Origin of the sequence: Streptomyces albicerus, from assembly GCF_008905045.1 — a bacterium.
GTDB lineage: Bacteria > Actinomycetota > Actinomycetes > Streptomycetales > Streptomycetaceae > Streptomyces > Streptomyces albicerus.
This window is the reverse complement of sequence record NZ_VWMY01000014.1, coordinates 102,631-118,338: the sequence shown is the minus strand read 5'-3', so window position 1 is coordinate 118,338 and position 15,708 is coordinate 102,631. Positions and strand designations below refer to the sequence as shown.

The 15,708-nt window shown below is 70.3% G+C and carries 13 protein-coding genes; 8 read left to right on the top strand and 5 right to left on the bottom strand.

The window, feature by feature from the left end:
* Positions 1 to 143 precede the first annotated feature (143 nt).
* Positions 144 to 2,216, top strand: a complete 2,073-nt coding sequence (locus GAS53_RS14370; protein WP_151477931.1) for a serine/threonine-protein kinase — start codon at positions 144 to 146, stop codon at positions 2,214 to 2,216.
* On the opposite strand, the gene GAS53_RS14365 is transcribed toward GAS53_RS14370, so the two are convergent.
* Entirely contained in the window at positions 2,162 to 2,974 is an 813-nt protein-coding gene (locus GAS53_RS14365) for a hypothetical protein (RefSeq protein ID WP_151477930.1), read from the bottom strand. The two genes, GAS53_RS14370 and GAS53_RS14365, sit on opposite strands and share 55 nt — an antisense overlap.
* A 3-nt stretch (positions 2,975 to 2,977) precedes the next feature.
* On the bottom strand, positions 2,978 to 4,042 hold the full coding sequence (locus GAS53_RS14360) for a LacI family DNA-binding transcriptional regulator (protein WP_151477929.1): 1,065 nt from the start codon (positions 4,040 to 4,042) through the stop codon (positions 2,978 to 2,980).
* Between the two features lie 249 nt (positions 4,043 to 4,291).
* Between GAS53_RS14360 and GAS53_RS14355 the strand changes: the two genes are divergently transcribed.
* The gene (locus tag GAS53_RS14355) at positions 4,292 to 5,251 is read left to right on the top strand and encodes an ROK family protein (RefSeq protein ID WP_151477928.1); all 960 of its coding nucleotides are present in this window, start codon (positions 4,292 to 4,294) and stop codon (positions 5,249 to 5,251) included.
* 164 nt (positions 5,252 to 5,415) lie between these two features.
* Here GAS53_RS14355 and GAS53_RS14350 read toward each other — a convergent pair whose 3' ends face one another.
* Positions 5,416 to 7,458: an NPCBM/NEW2 domain-containing protein gene (locus tag GAS53_RS14350; protein WP_192583112.1), complete on the bottom strand. Its 2,043-nt coding sequence runs from the start codon at positions 7,456 to 7,458 to the stop codon at positions 5,416 to 5,418.
* 267 nt (positions 7,459 to 7,725) lie between these two features.
* Between GAS53_RS14350 and GAS53_RS14345 the strand changes: the two genes are divergently transcribed.
* The 5 genes from GAS53_RS14345 (at position 7,726) to GAS53_RS14325 (ending at position 12,306) form a co-directional block, all read left to right on the top strand.
* Complete coding sequence (locus GAS53_RS14345) at positions 7,726 to 8,994, top strand: ABC transporter substrate-binding protein (protein ID WP_151477927.1); 1,269 nt, start codon at positions 7,726 to 7,728, stop codon at positions 8,992 to 8,994.
* A gap of 19 nt (positions 8,995 to 9,013) precedes the next feature.
* The gene (locus GAS53_RS14340; RefSeq protein WP_151477926.1) at positions 9,014 to 9,928 is read left to right on the top strand and encodes a carbohydrate ABC transporter permease; all 915 of its coding nucleotides are present in this window, start codon (positions 9,014 to 9,016) and stop codon (positions 9,926 to 9,928) included.
* Positions 9,925 to 10,848, top strand: coding sequence for a carbohydrate ABC transporter permease (locus GAS53_RS14335; protein WP_151477925.1), 924 nt, complete (start codon positions 9,925 to 9,927; stop codon positions 10,846 to 10,848). Before GAS53_RS14340 ends, GAS53_RS14335 begins: the two co-directional genes overlap by 4 nt.
* 57 nt (positions 10,849 to 10,905) lie before the next feature.
* The gene (locus GAS53_RS14330) at positions 10,906 to 11,109 is read left to right on the top strand and encodes a hypothetical protein (RefSeq protein WP_151477924.1); all 204 of its coding nucleotides are present in this window, start codon (positions 10,906 to 10,908) and stop codon (positions 11,107 to 11,109) included.
* A gap of 156 nt (positions 11,110 to 11,265) precedes the next feature.
* Positions 11,266 to 12,306, top strand: a complete 1,041-nt coding sequence (locus GAS53_RS14325; RefSeq protein WP_151477923.1) for an NUDIX hydrolase — start codon at positions 11,266 to 11,268, stop codon at positions 12,304 to 12,306.
* A gap of 60 nt (positions 12,307 to 12,366) precedes the next feature.
* Here GAS53_RS14325 and GAS53_RS14320 read toward each other — a convergent pair whose 3' ends face one another.
* Entirely contained in the window at positions 12,367 to 13,722 is a 1,356-nt protein-coding gene (locus GAS53_RS14320; protein ID WP_151477922.1) for a dipeptidase, read from the bottom strand.
* 175 nt (positions 13,723 to 13,897) lie between these two features.
* Between GAS53_RS14320 and GAS53_RS14315 the strand changes: the two genes are divergently transcribed.
* Positions 13,898 to 15,100 (top strand): geranylgeranyl reductase family protein, encoded by a 1,203-nt coding sequence (locus GAS53_RS14315; RefSeq protein WP_151477921.1) that lies wholly within the window; start codon positions 13,898 to 13,900, stop codon positions 15,098 to 15,100.
* Positions 15,101 to 15,159: 59 nt separating this feature from the next.
* Here GAS53_RS14315 and GAS53_RS14310 read toward each other — a convergent pair whose 3' ends face one another.
* Entirely contained in the window at positions 15,160 to 15,615 is a 456-nt protein-coding gene (locus tag GAS53_RS14310; RefSeq protein ID WP_151477920.1) for a nitroreductase family deazaflavin-dependent oxidoreductase, read from the bottom strand.
* Positions 15,616 to 15,708 lie beyond the last annotated feature (93 nt).

Sequence of the window (15,708 nt, the reverse complement as noted above, 5' to 3'; positions counted from 1 at the left end):
ACGACCGGCCCGCAGCTTTGCGACGACCCGTGGCGCCCCTCGCGTAGCGGCCGTGTCACAGCGACCGCTCCTGGGCACCGGCTGTCACTCCTGCCCCGTAGTGTGGACGCCACTCAGTGGTGTGACACAGGAACGGGGCAGCGGTGTCTTCGGGGGAGAACGAACGGCCGGGGGAGAAGGAACAGCCAGACGGAATCGGGCGGCTCCTAGCGGGCCGCTACCGAGTCGTGGCCCAACTCGGCCGCGGCGGCATGGGCGTCGTCTGGAGAGCCCTCGACGAAGTCCTGGGCCGTGAGGTCGCGGTCAAGGAGCTGCGGACGTTCACGGACGCGGCCGCGCCCGAACTGGCCGACCTGGGGCTGCGCATGCAGCGCGAGGCGCGCGCCGCGGCGCGGGTGCGCCACCCCGGAGTCGTCGCCGTGCACGACGTGGCCGAGGTCGACGGCCGCCCGCTGATCGTGATGGAGCTGGTGGACGGGCCGTCCCTGGACGACGTCCTGCGTGAGCGCGGGACCCTCGACGCGCGCGAGGCGGCCGGGATCGGGGCGAAGGTCATGGACGCGCTGTCCGCGGCCCATCGCGCCGGAGTGCTGCACCGTGACGTGAAGCCCGGCAACATCCTGCTGGACCGCTCCGGCCGGGTCGTCCTCACCGACTTCGGCATCGCCACGATGGACGACCCCGGCGACGGCTCCACCACCCGTCTCACGCGCAGCGGCGAACTGGTCGGCTCCCTGGACTATTTGGCGCCCGAGCGAGCCCAGGGCCACGACCCGGGTCCGGCCTCCGACGTCTGGGCGCTGGGCGCCACGCTGTACGCGGCCGTGGAGGGGGCCTCGCCGTTCCGCCGTACGTCGACGTGGTCCACGCTCACCGCGATCGTCGTCGAACCCCTTCCGGAACCGCAGCGCGCCGGACAGCTCGGCCCTGTCCTGCAGCAACTGATGCACAAACAGCCGGAGTCCCGCCCGGACGCCGACGAGGCACGCGAGCTGCTGGAGACGGTGGCGTCCGGGTCCGACGCGGACTCGGCGACGACGGGGCTGCGGGCGCCCGCGCCCCGCCCGCGCGAGGCGACCGAACGGAGTGTGGCGTCGGTGCCGCCCGGTTTCGGGCCGCCGGGATCGGGTGCGGCGGGCTTCGAGCCGTCGGGAGCGAACGGGACGGAGGCCGGGCCTTCGGGCGGATCCGGCGCCGGGGCGCCGACGGCGGGCACACCCGTCTTCGGCGCCCCGGACCCGGGCGCCCCGGCGACGGGTCTCTCCGCGTCACCGTCGACGCCCGGGCCCGGCTTCGGGCCGCCGGAGACGGGCGGGGCACGAGCTGGGTCCCCGGCTGCGGCCGGGACGGGAACCGCCGCTTCGGGCGCGGGCGGATCCGGGCCCGGAAATCCGGAGGCAGGTCCGTCGGCGTTCCGGGCCGCGGAAGCTGCGGAAGCGGGCGGGCACGGCACTCCGGCGGGCGGTTTCTCAGCGCCGCCACCAGGGGCGGGGCCCGGCTTCGGGCCGCCTGGACCGATGGCTCGGACCGCCGACGCGCCCGCTCCCGGGCGTCGTAGGGGCCGCGCCCTCCTCGCCGCCGCGGCTGTCACCGTCGTGCTGGCCGCGACCGGCGTCACCGTCGCCCTGCTGAACGGCTCCGACGAGCCCGACACCTCCGCTCGGCCCTCGGCCACCAGGGGCGCCGGCGAGTCCCCGTCCGAGGGTGCCAGCCGCGGATCGGTCGACTTGTCGGACGACGTCAAGCCCACGGAGAAGGACGACAAGGAGTCCGCCGCCCCCAGCGAGAAGGGCGAGCAGCCGGAACGCACCGAGGACGCCAAGCCGACGGACGAGGCGCCCGCCCCCTCGCCCAAGCCCACCAACGGCGGCACCACGGGCGGCAGTTCAGGTGGCGGCGGCACGTCCGGCGGAGGCGGGGACCCCAGCCCCGCCCCGGTCTGCCACTCCATCGGCGGCGGCAAGTACAACTGCGAGGTCTGGAAGACCGCCACGTCCTACACCGCGGCCGGCGCCGAGGCCGGCACCCTCAACGCGGGCACCAACTACTTCTACTGCCAGCAGAACCTGGGCCGCCGCGAGACCTACGGCCAGTGGACGAACGTCTGGTGGGCGAAGACCGACGACGACAGCGGCAACACGAACGTCTTCGTCAGCGACGTCTACATCAAGGGCGGCGACAACGACGCCCCGGTGCCGGGACTGCCGGTCTGCTGACCGCGTACGTACTTCTCAAGCCCGGAAGCCGTCGTCCACCCCTCCTCGGCGAACAGCCGCGTCCCCGCCGCGCAGAGCCGCAGATCGCCGCGCGCCCGGGAGCAGAACTCCTCGGGCGTGGAGCCGAACAGCTTCCTCAACCGCGGTGACCCGGCGAGCAGTTCGGTGAGCAGCGGCCGCTCACCGGGGTGCCTGAGCGGGGTTCCCCCACCGTCGTGGAGGACCCCGCGCCGGCTGACGTAGAGGTGGGCGCCGTCAAGAACCGCTCCCGACTCCAGCTCGATCCGGAAGTCGGCCGCGGGCAGCAGGACGCGGTCGTACGCACCGGCCGGCGCCGTGACTCCCTCGCTCGCGTCGACCGCCGCGAGCTGCGCCGGATCCAGCCAGGTCAGGAACAACTCCCGGGTGTGCCCCGCGGCGCGAAAGGGCGACGCGGACACGTACCCCATCCCGCTGACATGCGCGGAGACACCGACCTCCAGCCCTGTGACCTTCGCCTTCACCAGAGGAATCGGCGACGACAGTTCGTACTCCCGCATCTTGTGCCGGAGTTGCGCGGGGCAGGCGTTGGAGCCGACCGCGAGGACGGGGACGCGGTCCGGGAACGTGAGGCAGGTGAGGGGCAGCAGCCGGTCCCCGTCCAGGAGTCCCGACTCCTCGGGCCAGACGCCCGGATAGCTCAGCGGGTGGTCGCGCGGCGCTTCGGCGAGGCCGAGGGCTTCCAGCGTGTGGTCGGCATGGTGGTCCGGGATCGCCATGTGTCAGTCCGCGGGCGGCAGTTCGCCCGAGCCGCGGGTGATCAGACGCGTCGGGAGTTCGATGCGCTCCGGAAGGACGAGCGTGCCGTCGAGCTGGCGGAAGAGGCGCTCGGCGGCGGTACGGCCGAGCTGCGCGGCGTCCTGGGCGACGACGGTGACCCCGGGCTGGAGGAGGTCGGCGAGCTCGATGTCGTCGAAGCCGACGAGGGCGACGGAACGGGAGTGCTCGGCGAGGACGCGGACGACCGTGACCGTCACGCGGTTGTTGCCCGCGAAGATCGCGGTGACGGGGGAGGGGCCGGCGAGCATGTCCTCGGCTGCCTTGCGGACCCGCTGCGGGTCGGTGACGCCCAGGGACATCCAGGTGTCCTCGACCGGAATGCCGGCGTCCGCCATGGCGGCGCGATAGCCGCGCAGACGCTCGGCGGCGGTGTGGATGCGGGGCATGTCGCCGATGAACCCGATCCGCCGGTGACCGTGCGCGATGAGATGGGCGACGCCGTCGCGCGCACCGCCGAAGCTGTCGGAGAGCACGACGTCCGCGTCGATCTGTCCGGCCGGGCGGTCCACGAAGACCGTGGCGACGCCCGCCTTTATCTCGGGCTCCAGATAGCGGTGGTCGTCACCGGCCGGGATGACGACGAGCCCGTCCACGCGGCGCGCGCACAGCGCGAGGACCAGCTCCTGTTCCCGGTCCGGATCCTCCGCGCTGGAGCCGTTGATCAACAGGGCGCCATGGGCGCGGGCCACCTCCTCGACCGCCCGGCTGAGCGGGCCGTAGAAGGGGTCCGCGAGATCCTCCAGGACCAGGCCGATGCTCGCCGTGCGCCCCTTGCGGAGCACCCGCGCGCTGTCGTTGCGCCGAAAGCCCAGCGCGTCGATCGCCTCCTGCACCCGGCGCTCGGTGTCCGGCGTGACGCCCGGCTCGCCGTTGACTACACGCGATACCGTCTTCAGGCCGACCCCGGCACGCGCCGCGACGTCCTTCATCGTCGGACGGTTGCCGTAGCGGTTCTCGGTTCGGCGGGCGGTCTCGGCCACGATGCGCTTTCCTGTCCTGTAGTCCATGGGGGCTGTGTCAGTCCTGAGGGTGTTCGGTAGGTAGCCAGATCGGGATGTGGCGTCGAGCATAGAGCCTGGACAACGTTGTCAGCTGCGGGAGAGACTGTCCATCGCATTCTCCGGCCTGCCGTCCTTCGTCTCTGGGGCCTGTCCGGCGGATGGGCGTGCCGGACCCCGCGTCTGCGGCATGATCCGCCGGACAGGCCCCAGACCGGCCTGCCCTTTCTCATGGTCCAAACGGGAGAACTGACACTGATGCACACCGACCTCGTGGCCGCGCTCGACATCGGCGGCACCAAGATCGCCGGGGCGCTGGTGGACGGCCACGGCCGGATCCTGCTGCGCGCCCAGCGACCCACGCCCGCGCAGGAGGACGGCGACACCATCATGCGTGCCGTCGAGGGCGTGCTCGGCGAGCTGACCGTCTCGCCGCTGTGGAGCCGCGCCACGGCCATGGGCATCGGCAGCGCGGGTCCGGTGGACGCCTCGGCGGGCACCGTGAGCCCCGTGAACGTTCCCGGCTGGCGCGACTACCCGCTGGTCGAGCGGGTCCGTGCCGCGACCGGCGGGCTGCCCGTCGAGCTGATCGGCGACGGGGTGGCGATCGCCGCGGCCGAGCACTGGCAGGGCGCGGCCCGCGGCCACGACAACGCGCTGTGCATGGTCGTCTCGACGGGCGTCGGCGGCGGCCTGATCCTGGGCGGACAGCTGCATCCCGGGCCCACGGGCAACGCCGGGCACATCGGTCACATCAGTGTGGACATCGACGGCGACCCCTGCCCGTGCGGGTCCCGCGGCTGCGTCGAGCGCATCGCGAGCGGCCCGAACATCGCCCGTCGCGCCATCGAGGGCGGCTGGCAGCCCGGCTCCGACGGCGACACGTCCGCCGCGGCGGTGGCCGCCGCCGCCCGCGCCGGCGACTCCGTCGCGCTGGCCTCCTTCGAGCGCGCCGCCCAGGCCCTGGCGGCCGGTATCGCGGCGACCGCGACCCTCGTGGAGATCGACATCGCGGTGATCGGCGGGGGAGTGGGCAAGGCGGGCGACATCCTGTTCACACCCCTGCGCGCCGCCCTGCGCGACTACGCGACCCTGTCGTTCGTCCAGCGCCTCAGCGTGACGCCCGCGCAGATGGGCACGGACGCGGGGTTGGTGGGTGCGGCGGCGGCCGCGCTCAGCCGGAAGCCGAGTGCCACCACGGCGGGCGTAAGCGGCTGAGCCGCTTACGCCCGCCGGGTCTCCAGACGGGTCGGTCCCGCGCGTTGTGATGTGCGGGTCGGTGGGGGCTGGTCGCGCCCGCGCGGCGGAGCCGCATATGTCACGGCCCCGCGCCCCTAAAAGCTCCGGCAACTGTTCGTCCGGCCCCTACGGGTCCGCAGTCGTCAGCAGGTCAGCCGCGCGTCCCCCCAGTCCCCGTGGTCCGACGTGATGCCGTCGCCGCCGTCCGTGGTGACGAGGCGTACCACCTGTGCGCCGGTCACGTCGGCTGAAAGGGCTTGTGCGGCCTGGGCGTTGGTGAGGACGCCGGTCGAGGCGGCCTTCGTGCCGTCGGCCCAGATCTCGAAGGCGACGGAGCCTTCGCTGCCTTCCTCGTCGTCGACGCCGACCTGCGCGGTGACGGTCTCGCAGGCCTTGCCCGTGTAGTACTCGATGCTGCTCTCCGCGTGTACGCCGAGCCCCTTGGCGTAGACGACATCGTTGATCGTCAAGGGGTTGCCGTCACCCGCCGCGCTCTCGCCATTGCTGGTGTTGCGCTCAACGGGCCCCCAGCCGTTGGTCGTTGACAGCCAGGGCAGGTCACCGAGATACGAGGTGCCCGAGGGCGGCGCCACCACTACGGAAGCCGTCAGCGGCAGCACGCTCTCGGCCCGCGTCCCGCTCGGCGAGCGATAACTCGCCTTCAGCGTCAGCTCGTAGGACCCCGGGGGCGTGCCGGCGGGCGCGGTCACCGTCCACTTCGTGCGCAGCGCCCTGCCCGTCGGCAGGACACCCGCCGTGGTCGGCGAGTTCGCCTTCACGGTCCAGTCCGCGGGTCCGCCCAGGGAGGCGGAGACGCGCTTGGCGGGCGTACGGCCCAGGTCGGTGACCGATGTCGTCAGCGCGGCCGCTTTGCCCGCCTCGATCAACGTGCTGCCCTCCAGGCCGAGTTCGACGGCGGGCGGGTTCTTGGCCCACTTGTCGTCGGCCGAGACGCGGAGGAGGACCGTGCCGCGGGCGGGGACGGTCGCGGAGATCGTGCCCGCCGTGTTGTAGCTCTTGTGCTGCCACAGGTCGCGCAGCGTGTACGCGTCCGCCTCCGGCAGTCCGACGGCGCCGGCGGTCGTGGCGATGCGCTGGGCGCTGCCGGTCTCGTTGAACAGGGCCACCGCGCGGCTGCCGTCCTTCATCTCCTTGGCGACGACCCAGCGTCCGCCCTCGGAGGAGACCACGGCGCCCTGCTTGCCCAGCGGGTCCTGGTCGACGGCGATGACCTCCCTGTTGCCGAGGATGTCGAAGGTCTCCTCGGACACCGACCGCAGATCGGAGCCGATGAGCAGTGGCGCGGCCATGATCGACCACATCGAGAAGTGCGTGCGGTACTCGTTGTCCGTCATGCCGCCGTTGCCGACCTCCAGCATGTCGGGGTCGTTCCACTGCCCAGGGCCGGCGTACTGCGCGAGCGGCAGGTTCTGCTTCATGATCGACAGCATCGAGCCCCAGTTGTCGCTGATGTCGCCGGTCGTGCGCCACAGATGGCCGACGTCCGCCGCCCACTCCCAGGGCTTGTTCTCGCCCCACTCGCAGATGCTGTAGACGATGGGCCGGCCCGTCGCCTTGAGCGCGTCACGCATCGTCGTGTAACGCAGCTTGGCGTCCATGCCCTGGTTGTTGCAGTTGTCGTACTTCAGGTAGTCGACGCCCCAGTCCGCGAACTGCTGGGCGTCGCTGTACTCGTGACCCAGCGCGCCCGGGAAACCGGCGCTGTTGCACGTCTTCGTGCCCGCGCTGGTGTAGATGCCGAGCTTGAGTCCCCTGGCGTGGACGTAGTCCGCGACGGCCTTGATCCCGCCCGGGAACCGGACCGGATCCGGTACGAGTTTGCCGTTCGCGTCGCGGGCCGGCAGGGCCCAGCAGTCGTCGAGGTTGACGTACTGATACCCGGCGTCCTTGAGCCCCTTCTCGACGAAGATGTCCGCGATCCCCTTGACCATCTCCTCGTTGAACTCCGCACGGCAGTGTGTGGAGTTCCAGTTGTTGAAGCCCATGGGCGGGGTGAGGGCGAGGCCGTCGTCCAAGGCAGGTGCGGCCGGTGCGGCAGGCGCCTGGGCCGTCGCTTCGGCGTGGGCGGCCGGGGCGGGCCCGGTGAGTCCCAGGGTGCCGAGCAGCCCTGCGGTCAGCGCTCCGACCACTCTTCGGCGAGTTGTGCGGGTGAGAAGGTGACGCATCGTTACGTTCCTCCGTACTCGCGAAAGGTTGGATGTCTACATGTCCGCGTCATCCGTGCGCGTTTACGGTAGGACCTGTCGCACTGTGGTGGAAGAGAAGTGGTAACGGTTGTTCGATATCCCGTCAGAACCCTTGACGATGCTCCTACTAGGGAGTGAGATCCAAGCCTCGCGTTCGGTTGTGTTGAGTCGCACCCCTGGGAGGGGGACATGGCACAGTCATCGTTCAAGGGGCTTGTGGTGCCCGGAAGCGCGACAGGACATCGGATGTCCCGGCGAAATCTCTTGCGTGGCGCGGCCGTCGGGGTCGGCGCGGTCACGCTTCCCGCCCTGCTGTCGGCGTGCGGCGAGGGGCCGGGTGGCAACAAGGACGAAGTCACCGTGGGGTCCAACGCCTCGGATCCCGTCCCCAAGAAGGCCTACGCCGCGGCCTTCACGGCGTACGAGAAGGAATCCGGGAAGACCGTCAAGGTCAACACCAAGGATCACAACGACTTCCAGGAGAACATCAACCGCTATCTCCAGGGCACGCCCGACGACCTGTTCATGTGGTTCGCCGGATACCGCATGCAGTACTTCGCGGAAAAGGGCCTCCTGATCGAGATCAGCGACATCTGGACGGACTTCACCGGTTTCTCGGACGCGCTCAAGGACCAGTCCACGCACGAGGGCAAGCAGTACTTCGTGCCGTACTACTACTATCCGTGGGCCGTCTTCCACCGGAAGAGCCTCTTCGAGAAGCAGGGCTACGAACAGGCCAGGACCTGGGACGAGTTCATCGCGCTCGCCAAGCAGATGCACGGGGACGGGATACCGGTCGCGTTCTCCGACAAGGACGGCTGGCCCGCGATGGGCACTTTCGACTACATCAACCTGCGCGCCAACGGATACGAATTCCACAAGGCGCTGATGGCGGGCGAGGAGTCGTGGACCGACCCCAAGGTCAAGAACGTCTTCGACCTGTGGCGCGAACTCATGCCGTACTACCAGAAGGGCGCCCTCGGCCGCACCTGGGAGGAGGCCGGACAGAGCCTGCAGAAGCGAGAGACCGGCATGGCGGTCTTCGGAATGCCGCACCCGGGCCAGCAGTTCCCGCCGGACGAACGTGACGACATCGACTTCTTCGCCTTCCCGGAGATCGATCCGCAGTACGGCCAGGACGCGGTCGAAGCGCCGATCGACGGATTCCTCATCGCGAAGAAGTCCAAGAACGTGGAGGGCGCCAAGGAGCTCATGAAGTTCCTCGCCACGCCCGAGGCCGAGGAGCTCTACCTCAAGGGCGACCCCAACAACGTGGCGGTCAACGAGAACGCCGACACGTCCACGTACAGCGCCCTGCAGAAGAAATCGGTCGAGCTGGTCTCGAATGCCAAGCAGATCTCGCAGTTCCTCGACCGGGACACCCGGCCCGACTTCGCCTCGACCGTGATGATCAAGGCCATCCAGGACTTCATCGGAAATCCGAAGGACGTCGACGGGCTCTGCAACAGCATCGAACGGCAGAAGAAGACCATCTTCTCGCAGCCCGTCGGCTGATCACTGGGGGATTCGTTCCGTGGCGCTCACCTTCCCACGGCGCGCCGGACGGCGACGGCTGCGGCGGTTCACCCGCCGTGACGTCGTCGTCCTCGGCGTGCTCCTCGGCATACCGATCCTGCTGGACATCGTCATCATCTGGGGGCCGACCCTCGCCTCCATCGGCCTCTCCTTCACCGCCTGGGACGGCATCGGCGACATCCACTGGGTCGGCGGCGACAACTACAAGAACCTCGTCGACAACTACCCGGCGTTCTGGCCCGCCGTCCGCCACAACGTCCTGTGGCTGCTCTTCCTCGGCCTGATCGCCACCCCGTTCGGCCTGTTCCTGGCCGTCCTCATCGACCGCGGCGTGCGCTTCAGCCGCTTCTACCAGTCCACGCTCTACATGCCCGTGGTGCTCTCGCTCGCCGTCGTCGGCTTCATCGCCCAACTAGTCCTCGGCACCGACCAGGGCGCGATCAACACCATCCTCGCCAACCGCGACGACCCCATCGACTGGCTCGGCGACTCCAGCATCAACCTCTGGATGATCATGATCGCCGCGAGCTGGCGGCACGTCGGCTACGTCATGATCCTCTACCTGGCCGGACTCAAGTCCGTCGACCCGGAGCTGAAGGAAGCGGCGGCCATCGACGGCGCCAACGCCCGCCAGACCTTCTTCCGCGTCGTCTTCCCGACCCTGCGCCCGGTCAACGTCATCGTCGGCGTGATCACCGTCATCGAGGCGCTCCGGGCCTTCGACATCGTCTACGCGGTCAACAAGGGCCGCAACGGCCTGGAACTGCTCTCCGTCCTCATCACCGACAACATCATCGGGGAGGCCAGCCGCATCGGATTCGGCTCCGCCATCGCGGTCGTCCTGCTCACCGTCTCCCTGGGATTCATCGTGACGTTCCTGGTCCAAGAGCTGCGAGGTGCGCGCGACCGATGACCGCCGAGACCCGCACCGACGCACTCACGCGCCCGGCCGCCACCGCACCCGCCCGCGCGCCTCACAAGCCGCGCCGTGGCCGCTTCGGAGTGCACCTCTTCCTGACGGCCGTCTCGCTGGCCTTCCTCGCCCCGCTGCTGCTCGCCGTCTACGCCTCGCTCAGGCCGTACGAGGAGACGGCGCAGCACGGCTACTTCTCCTGGCCCAAGCGCCTGTCCCTTGACTACTACCGCGAGGCCTACACCGAGTCGGGCATGGGCAAGTACTTCATCAACACGTTGCTGATCGCCGTGCCCGGCGTGATCATCACGCTCTTCCTCGCCGCGTTCGTCGCCTTCGCCGTCTCCCGCCTGCGGATCCGCGGCGGCATCGTCCTGCTGATGTTCTTCACGGCCGGCAACCTGCTGCCCCAGCAGGTCATCGTCACCCCGCTGTACGTCCTGTTCAACCGGATCCCGCTGCCCTGGTGGATGTCCGACTCCCTGAAGATGTACGACTCCTACTGGGCCGTGATCATCGTCAACATCGCCTTCCAGCTGGGCTTCTGCGTCTTCGTGCTCGCCAACTTCATGCGGACCCTGCCGCAGGAGATCCTGGAGTCGGCGATCGTCGACGGGGCGGGCGTGTGGACCCAGTTCTGGCGCATCACGCTGCCGCTGTGCCGGCCCGCCCTGGCGGCCCTCGGGACCCTCGAATTCACGTGGATCTACAACGACTTCCTGTGGGCCCTGATCTTCATCTCCAACCCTGACAAGCTGCCCATCACCTCGTCCCTGAACAACCTGCGCGGCCAGTTCTTCACCGACTACAACCTCCTCGCCGCCGGCTCGGTCCTGGTCGCCCTGCCGACGATCCTGGTCTTCCTGCTCCTGCAACGGCACTTCATCGCGGGACTCACCCTCGGCTCGACGAAGGGCTGAGCAACACGTCCGGAAGGCCGACCGTGACCCATCGGCGGGTCGGCAGTTGAACCGGGCATGAAGAAGCGCAGCATGCTCGCCATCGCGTCCCTCGCCACCGGATTCGTGGTGGCGGCCGTCACCCCGTCTCACTCAGTAGACAGCGACGCCCTCGGCAACCTCGACGTACAGGACTCCCTCAGCGCGGTCGACACGGCGGTCAGCGACGGCAGTCCGGCCACGGACGACACGGACGACAGCCCCCGTGGACAGGAGCGCTGACCCGCCCCTCCAGGCCCACCCCGACCGTCGGCCCGGCCCGTTCTGGGCCGGGCCTCCGCATATGTCCGACCGGTCGAACGCGGCCTCATCAGGGCCTGGTTTCCGTGGCAGGGTGGAGCGGGCAAGCCTCAGGGGGCCAACAGCAGAGGGGGAACCGTGATCGTCTGGATCAACGGTGCGTTCGGTGCGGGGAAGACCACCACCGCACGGGAACTGATCGACCTGATCCCGAACAGCACACTCTTCGACCCCGAGCTCATCGGCGCCGGGCTGACACAGCTGCTGCCCGCCAAGCGTCTCGCCGAGGTCGGCGACTTCCGGGACCTGCCGATCTGGCGGCGGCTCGTGGTCGACACCGCGGCCGCGATGCTCGCCGAACTCGGGGGTGTTCTCGTGGTCCCCATGACGCTGCTGCGCCAGGACTACCGCGACGAGATCTTCGGCTCACTCGCCGCCCGCAGGATCGCCGTCCACCATGTGCTCCTCGCCCCGGCGGAAACGATCCTGCGCGAGCGAATAGCCGACCGGGAGGTCCCGCCGGACCTCCCCGACGGGCAGATACGGGTGCGCCAGTGGTCCTACGACCACATCGAGCCCTACCGCGCCGCCCTCGCCGGCTGGCTCACCGCGGACGCCCACCCCGTCGACACCAGCACCCTCACCCCGTACGAGACCGCCGTACACGTCGCCGACGCCGTAAGCAGCGGAGCCGTCCCCGTCTGCGACATCGTGCAGACCCCCGAACCCACCTCGGAGACCGTCGCCGCCGGGGTGCTCCTCTTCGACGAGCAGGACCGGGTGCTGCTCGTCGACCCGACGTACAAGGCCGGCTGGGAGTTCCCCGGCGGCGTCGTCGAATCCGGCGAGGCACCCGCACGCGCGGGCATGCGCGAGGTCGCCGAGGAGACCGGCATCCAACTCGACGCCATACCAAGCCTGTTGGTCGTCGACTGGGAGCCCCCCGCACCCCCCGGCTACGGCGGACTGCGCCTCCTCTTCGACGGCGGCCGGCTCAACAGCGCGGAGGCCCGGCGGATGCTGCTGCCGGGCCCCGAACTGCGTGACTGGCGTTTCGTCACCGAGGAGGAGGCCGCCGGCCTGCTGCCCCCCGTCCGCTACGAGCGACTGCGCTGGGCGCTGCGCGCGAAGGAGCGGGGAGCGGCCCTGTACCTGGAGGCCGGAGTCCCCAAGGGCTGAGGCCTCCGAAGGCCGTACGCCCGGCCTTCACCGTACGGAGGACACGTCCGCCGAACTCGCTCAGCTCGCCGCGTAGTTGCGCAGGAACAGTGCCTCCGCGACGGCCAGCCGCTCCAGTTCCTCGGGTGACACGCTCTCGTTCACTGCGTGGATCTGTGCCTCCGGCTCGCTCAGCCCGATCAGCAGGATCTCCGCCTGCGGGTAGAGGGAGGCGAGGGTGTTGCACAGCGGGATGGAGCCGCCCTGACCGGCGTACTGCATCTCCGCGCCGTCGTAGGCGATGCTCATCGCCTCGGCCATCGCCGCGTAGGCGGGGCTGGTGGTGTCGGCGCGGAACGCCTGGCCCTGGCCGATCTGCTCCGTCTGCACGCGCGCGCCCCACGGCGTGTGCGCCTCCAGGTGGGCCTGGAGCAGCTTGGTGGCCTCGGCCGCGTCCACGCCCGGCGGCACCCGCAGGCTGATCAGCGCACGGGCGCCCGCCTGCACGGACGGCGTGGCGCCGATCACCGGCGGGCAGTCGATGCCGAGCACGGTCACGGCAGGGCGCGCCCAGATGCGGTCGGCGACCGTGCCCGAGCCGATCAGCTCCACCTCGTCGAGCACCTTGGCGTCCTTGCGGAACTGCGCCTCGTCGTACTGCAGACCGTCCCACTGCTCGGCGCTCGTGAGCCCGTCCACCGTCGTCGAACCGTCCTCGGCGCGCAGCGAGTCCAGTACGCGGATCAGCGCGCCCAGCGCGTCGGGCGCCGCGCCGCCGAACTGACCGGAGTGCAGGTTGCCTTCGAGGGTGTCGACCCGGACGCGTACGAGGGTCATGCCGCGCAGCGCGGTGGTGACCGTCGGGACGCCGACCCGGAAGTTGCCGGCATCGCCGATGACGATGGTGTCGGCGGTGAGCAGCTGCGGGTGCTGCTCGGCGTACCGCTCCAGGCCGCCCGTGCCCTGCTCCTCCGAGCCCTCCGCGATCACCTTGACGCTGACGGGCACACCGCCGTTCGCCTTGAGCGCGCGCAGGGCGAGGAGGTGCATGATCAGGCCGCCCTTGCAGTCGGCGGACCCGCGCCCGTACCAGCGGCCGTTCCGCTCCGTCAGAACGAACGGCGGCGTCACCCAGCCGGCCGCGTCGAGCGGCGGCTGCACGTCGTAGTGCGCGTACAGGAGGACGGTCTTCGCGCCCTCGGGCCCGGGCAGGAAGCCGTACACCGACTGTGTGCCGTCAGGGGTGTCGAGCAGCGCGACGTCCTGGAACCCCTCGGCGCGCAACGCGTCGGCCACCCAGTTGGCGGCGCCCTCGCTCTCGCTCCTGGGGAACTGGTCGAAGTCCGCCACCGACTTGAAGGCCACCAGCTCGGTGAGCTCCGCCTTCGCCCTGGGCATCAGCGAGGCGACGGTCTCGGCGACCGGGTTCGACGACATGGGCACGCTCCTCGTGGGTGCGACGTTGTACGGATGGGTACGGGTGCGATGCGCGCGCGTACGGGTGTGCGCGGTGCATACGCTGCCGATCCTGCCACAGCGGTCTTCGCCGAACGCCGCCGTAGGATGCGTGGAGTAGGTGCGGCAGGCGGCTGGATCGGAGCAGCAGACCATCGTGAGCAGCGAGAACTCTTCGGACGACGCACAGCGGGTATGGGACGTCGTCGTGGTCGGTGCGGGGCCCGCGGGGGCCTCGGCCGCCTATGCGGCAGCGGTCGCGGGGCGCCGCGTCCTGGTGCTGGAGAAAGCGGAACTGCCCCGCTACAAGACGTGCGGCGGCGGCATCATCGGACCGACCCGTGACGCGCTGCCGCCCGGCTTCGAGTTGCCGCTCCAGGACCGGGTGCACGCGGTCACGTTCTCGCTCGACGGCAGGTTCACCCGGACCCGCCGCTCCAAGCAGATGCTCTTCGGGCTCATCAACCGGCCCGAGTTCGACCAGCAGCTCGTCGAGCACGCGCAGAAGGCGGGCGCCGAGCTGCGTACGGGCGTCACGGTCTCGCGGGTGGAGCAGCACGGCTCGGCCGTCCCGGACCGGCGCACGGTGGCCGTCGTCCTGCAGGACGGGGAGACGCTGCTGGCCAGGGCCGTGGTCGGCGCGGACGGCAGCGCGAGCCGGATAGGAGCGCACGTCGGCGTGAAGCTCGACCAGGTCGACCTCGGCCTGGAGGCGGAGATCCCGGTCCCGGAGACCGTCGCCGAGGACTGGAAGGGGCGGGTCCTCATCGACTGGGGCCCCATCCCCGGCAGTTACGGCTGGGTGTTCCCCAAGGGCGACACGCTCACCGTCGGTGTGATCTCGGCGCGGGGCGAGGGCGCCGCCACCAAGCGGTATCTGGAGGACTTCATCGCCCGGCTCGGGCTCGCCGGCTTCGAGCCGAGCATCTCGTCCGGGCATCTGACGCGCTGCCGCGCCGATGACTCGCCGCTGTCGCGCGGCCGGGTGCTGGTGTGCGGGGACGCGGCGGGGCTCCTGGAGCCGTGGACCCGCGAGGGCATCTCCTTCGCACTGCGCTCCGGGCGGCTCGCGGGGGAGTGGGCGGTACGGATCGCGGAGGCGCACGACGCGGTGGACACCCGGCGGCAGGCGCTGAACTACGCCTTCGCGATCAAGGCGGGATTGGGCGTCGAGATGAGCATCGGCAAGCGGATGCTCACGATCTTCCAGCGCCGCCCCGGCATGTTCCACGCCGCGCTCACCGGCTTCCGGCCCGCCTGGAAGGCGTTCACGGGCATCACCCGCGGCTCCACCTCCCTGGGCGAGATCGTGCGCACGCATCCGATGGCGGGGCGCGCCCTGACCGCGCTCGACCGGTGACGATGGCCGGGCCGGTGACCGCGGCTCGGCTCCTGACGGCGATCAGCTCGCACCGGTGATCAGCTCTTGCCGGTGATCCGGAAGACCGGGTGGTCCGGGGCGATGCGCCGCAGCTCCTCGTTGGACGAGTCAGGGCCGACGCCGTTGAAGAAGATCCCGACCTCGGCCTTCCAGCGCTTGAGGTAGGCGCGCAGCAGCGGGACCTTGTCGTCGTCGGCGACCTCGGCCGCGGTGAACGCCTCCTTCTTCTTGCCGAGGTGCAGCTCGCCGCCGCCCGCGGCTCGCATGTTGTGCGTCCACTGGACGTGGCCGCGCGGCGCGACGAGGTACTGCTCGCCGTCCACGGTCAGCAGGTTGACGGGGGTGGTGCGCCACTCGCCGCTCTTGCGGCCGCGGACGGCCAGAACCCGGGAGCCCCAGACGCTGATCCCGCGGCGGGTCATCCATGCCACGGTGCGATTGAGGACGTTCACGGTGAACCAGCCGGGCTTCTGTACGTGCGTGGACGCGGACATGGTGACCCCCAGAGTTTGAGAGAGCAGTGCTTCCCTTTGTGAGCAGTGCTCTCGCTTATGAGCAGTGTGCACGAGATCGGTGATCCAAAGCAA

What these genes read in the sequence shown, in the direction of transcription:
- GAS53_RS14350 (WP_192583112.1), bottom strand. Translation starts at nt 7,458, where the DNA reads ATGCGTCACCTTCTCACCCGCACAACTCGCCGAAGAGTGGTCGGAGCG.
- GAS53_RS14330 (WP_151477924.1), top strand. Translation starts at nt 10,906, where the DNA reads ATGAAGAAGCGCAGCATGCTCGCCATCGCGTCCCTCGCCACCGGATTC.
- GAS53_RS14365 (WP_151477930.1), bottom strand. Translation starts at nt 2,974, where the DNA reads ATGGCGATCCCGGACCACCATGCCGACCACACGCTGGAAGCCCTCGGC.
- GAS53_RS14345 (WP_151477927.1), top strand. Translation starts at nt 7,726, where the DNA reads ATGTCCCGGCGAAATCTCTTGCGTGGCGCGGCCGTCGGGGTCGGCGCG.
- GAS53_RS14355 (WP_151477928.1), top strand. Translation starts at nt 4,292, where the DNA reads ATGCACACCGACCTCGTGGCCGCGCTCGACATCGGCGGCACCAAGATC.
- GAS53_RS14320 (WP_151477922.1), bottom strand. Translation starts at nt 13,722, where the DNA reads ATGTCGTCGAACCCGGTCGCCGAGACCGTCGCCTCGCTGATGCCCAGG.
- GAS53_RS14360 (WP_151477929.1), bottom strand. Translation starts at nt 4,042, where the DNA reads ATGGACTACAGGACAGGAAAGCGCATCGTGGCCGAGACCGCCCGCCGA.
- GAS53_RS14335 (WP_151477925.1), top strand. Translation starts at nt 9,925, where the DNA reads ATGACCGCCGAGACCCGCACCGACGCACTCACGCGCCCGGCCGCCACC.
- GAS53_RS14310 (WP_151477920.1), bottom strand. Translation starts at nt 15,615, where the DNA reads ATGTCCGCGTCCACGCACGTACAGAAGCCCGGCTGGTTCACCGTGAAC.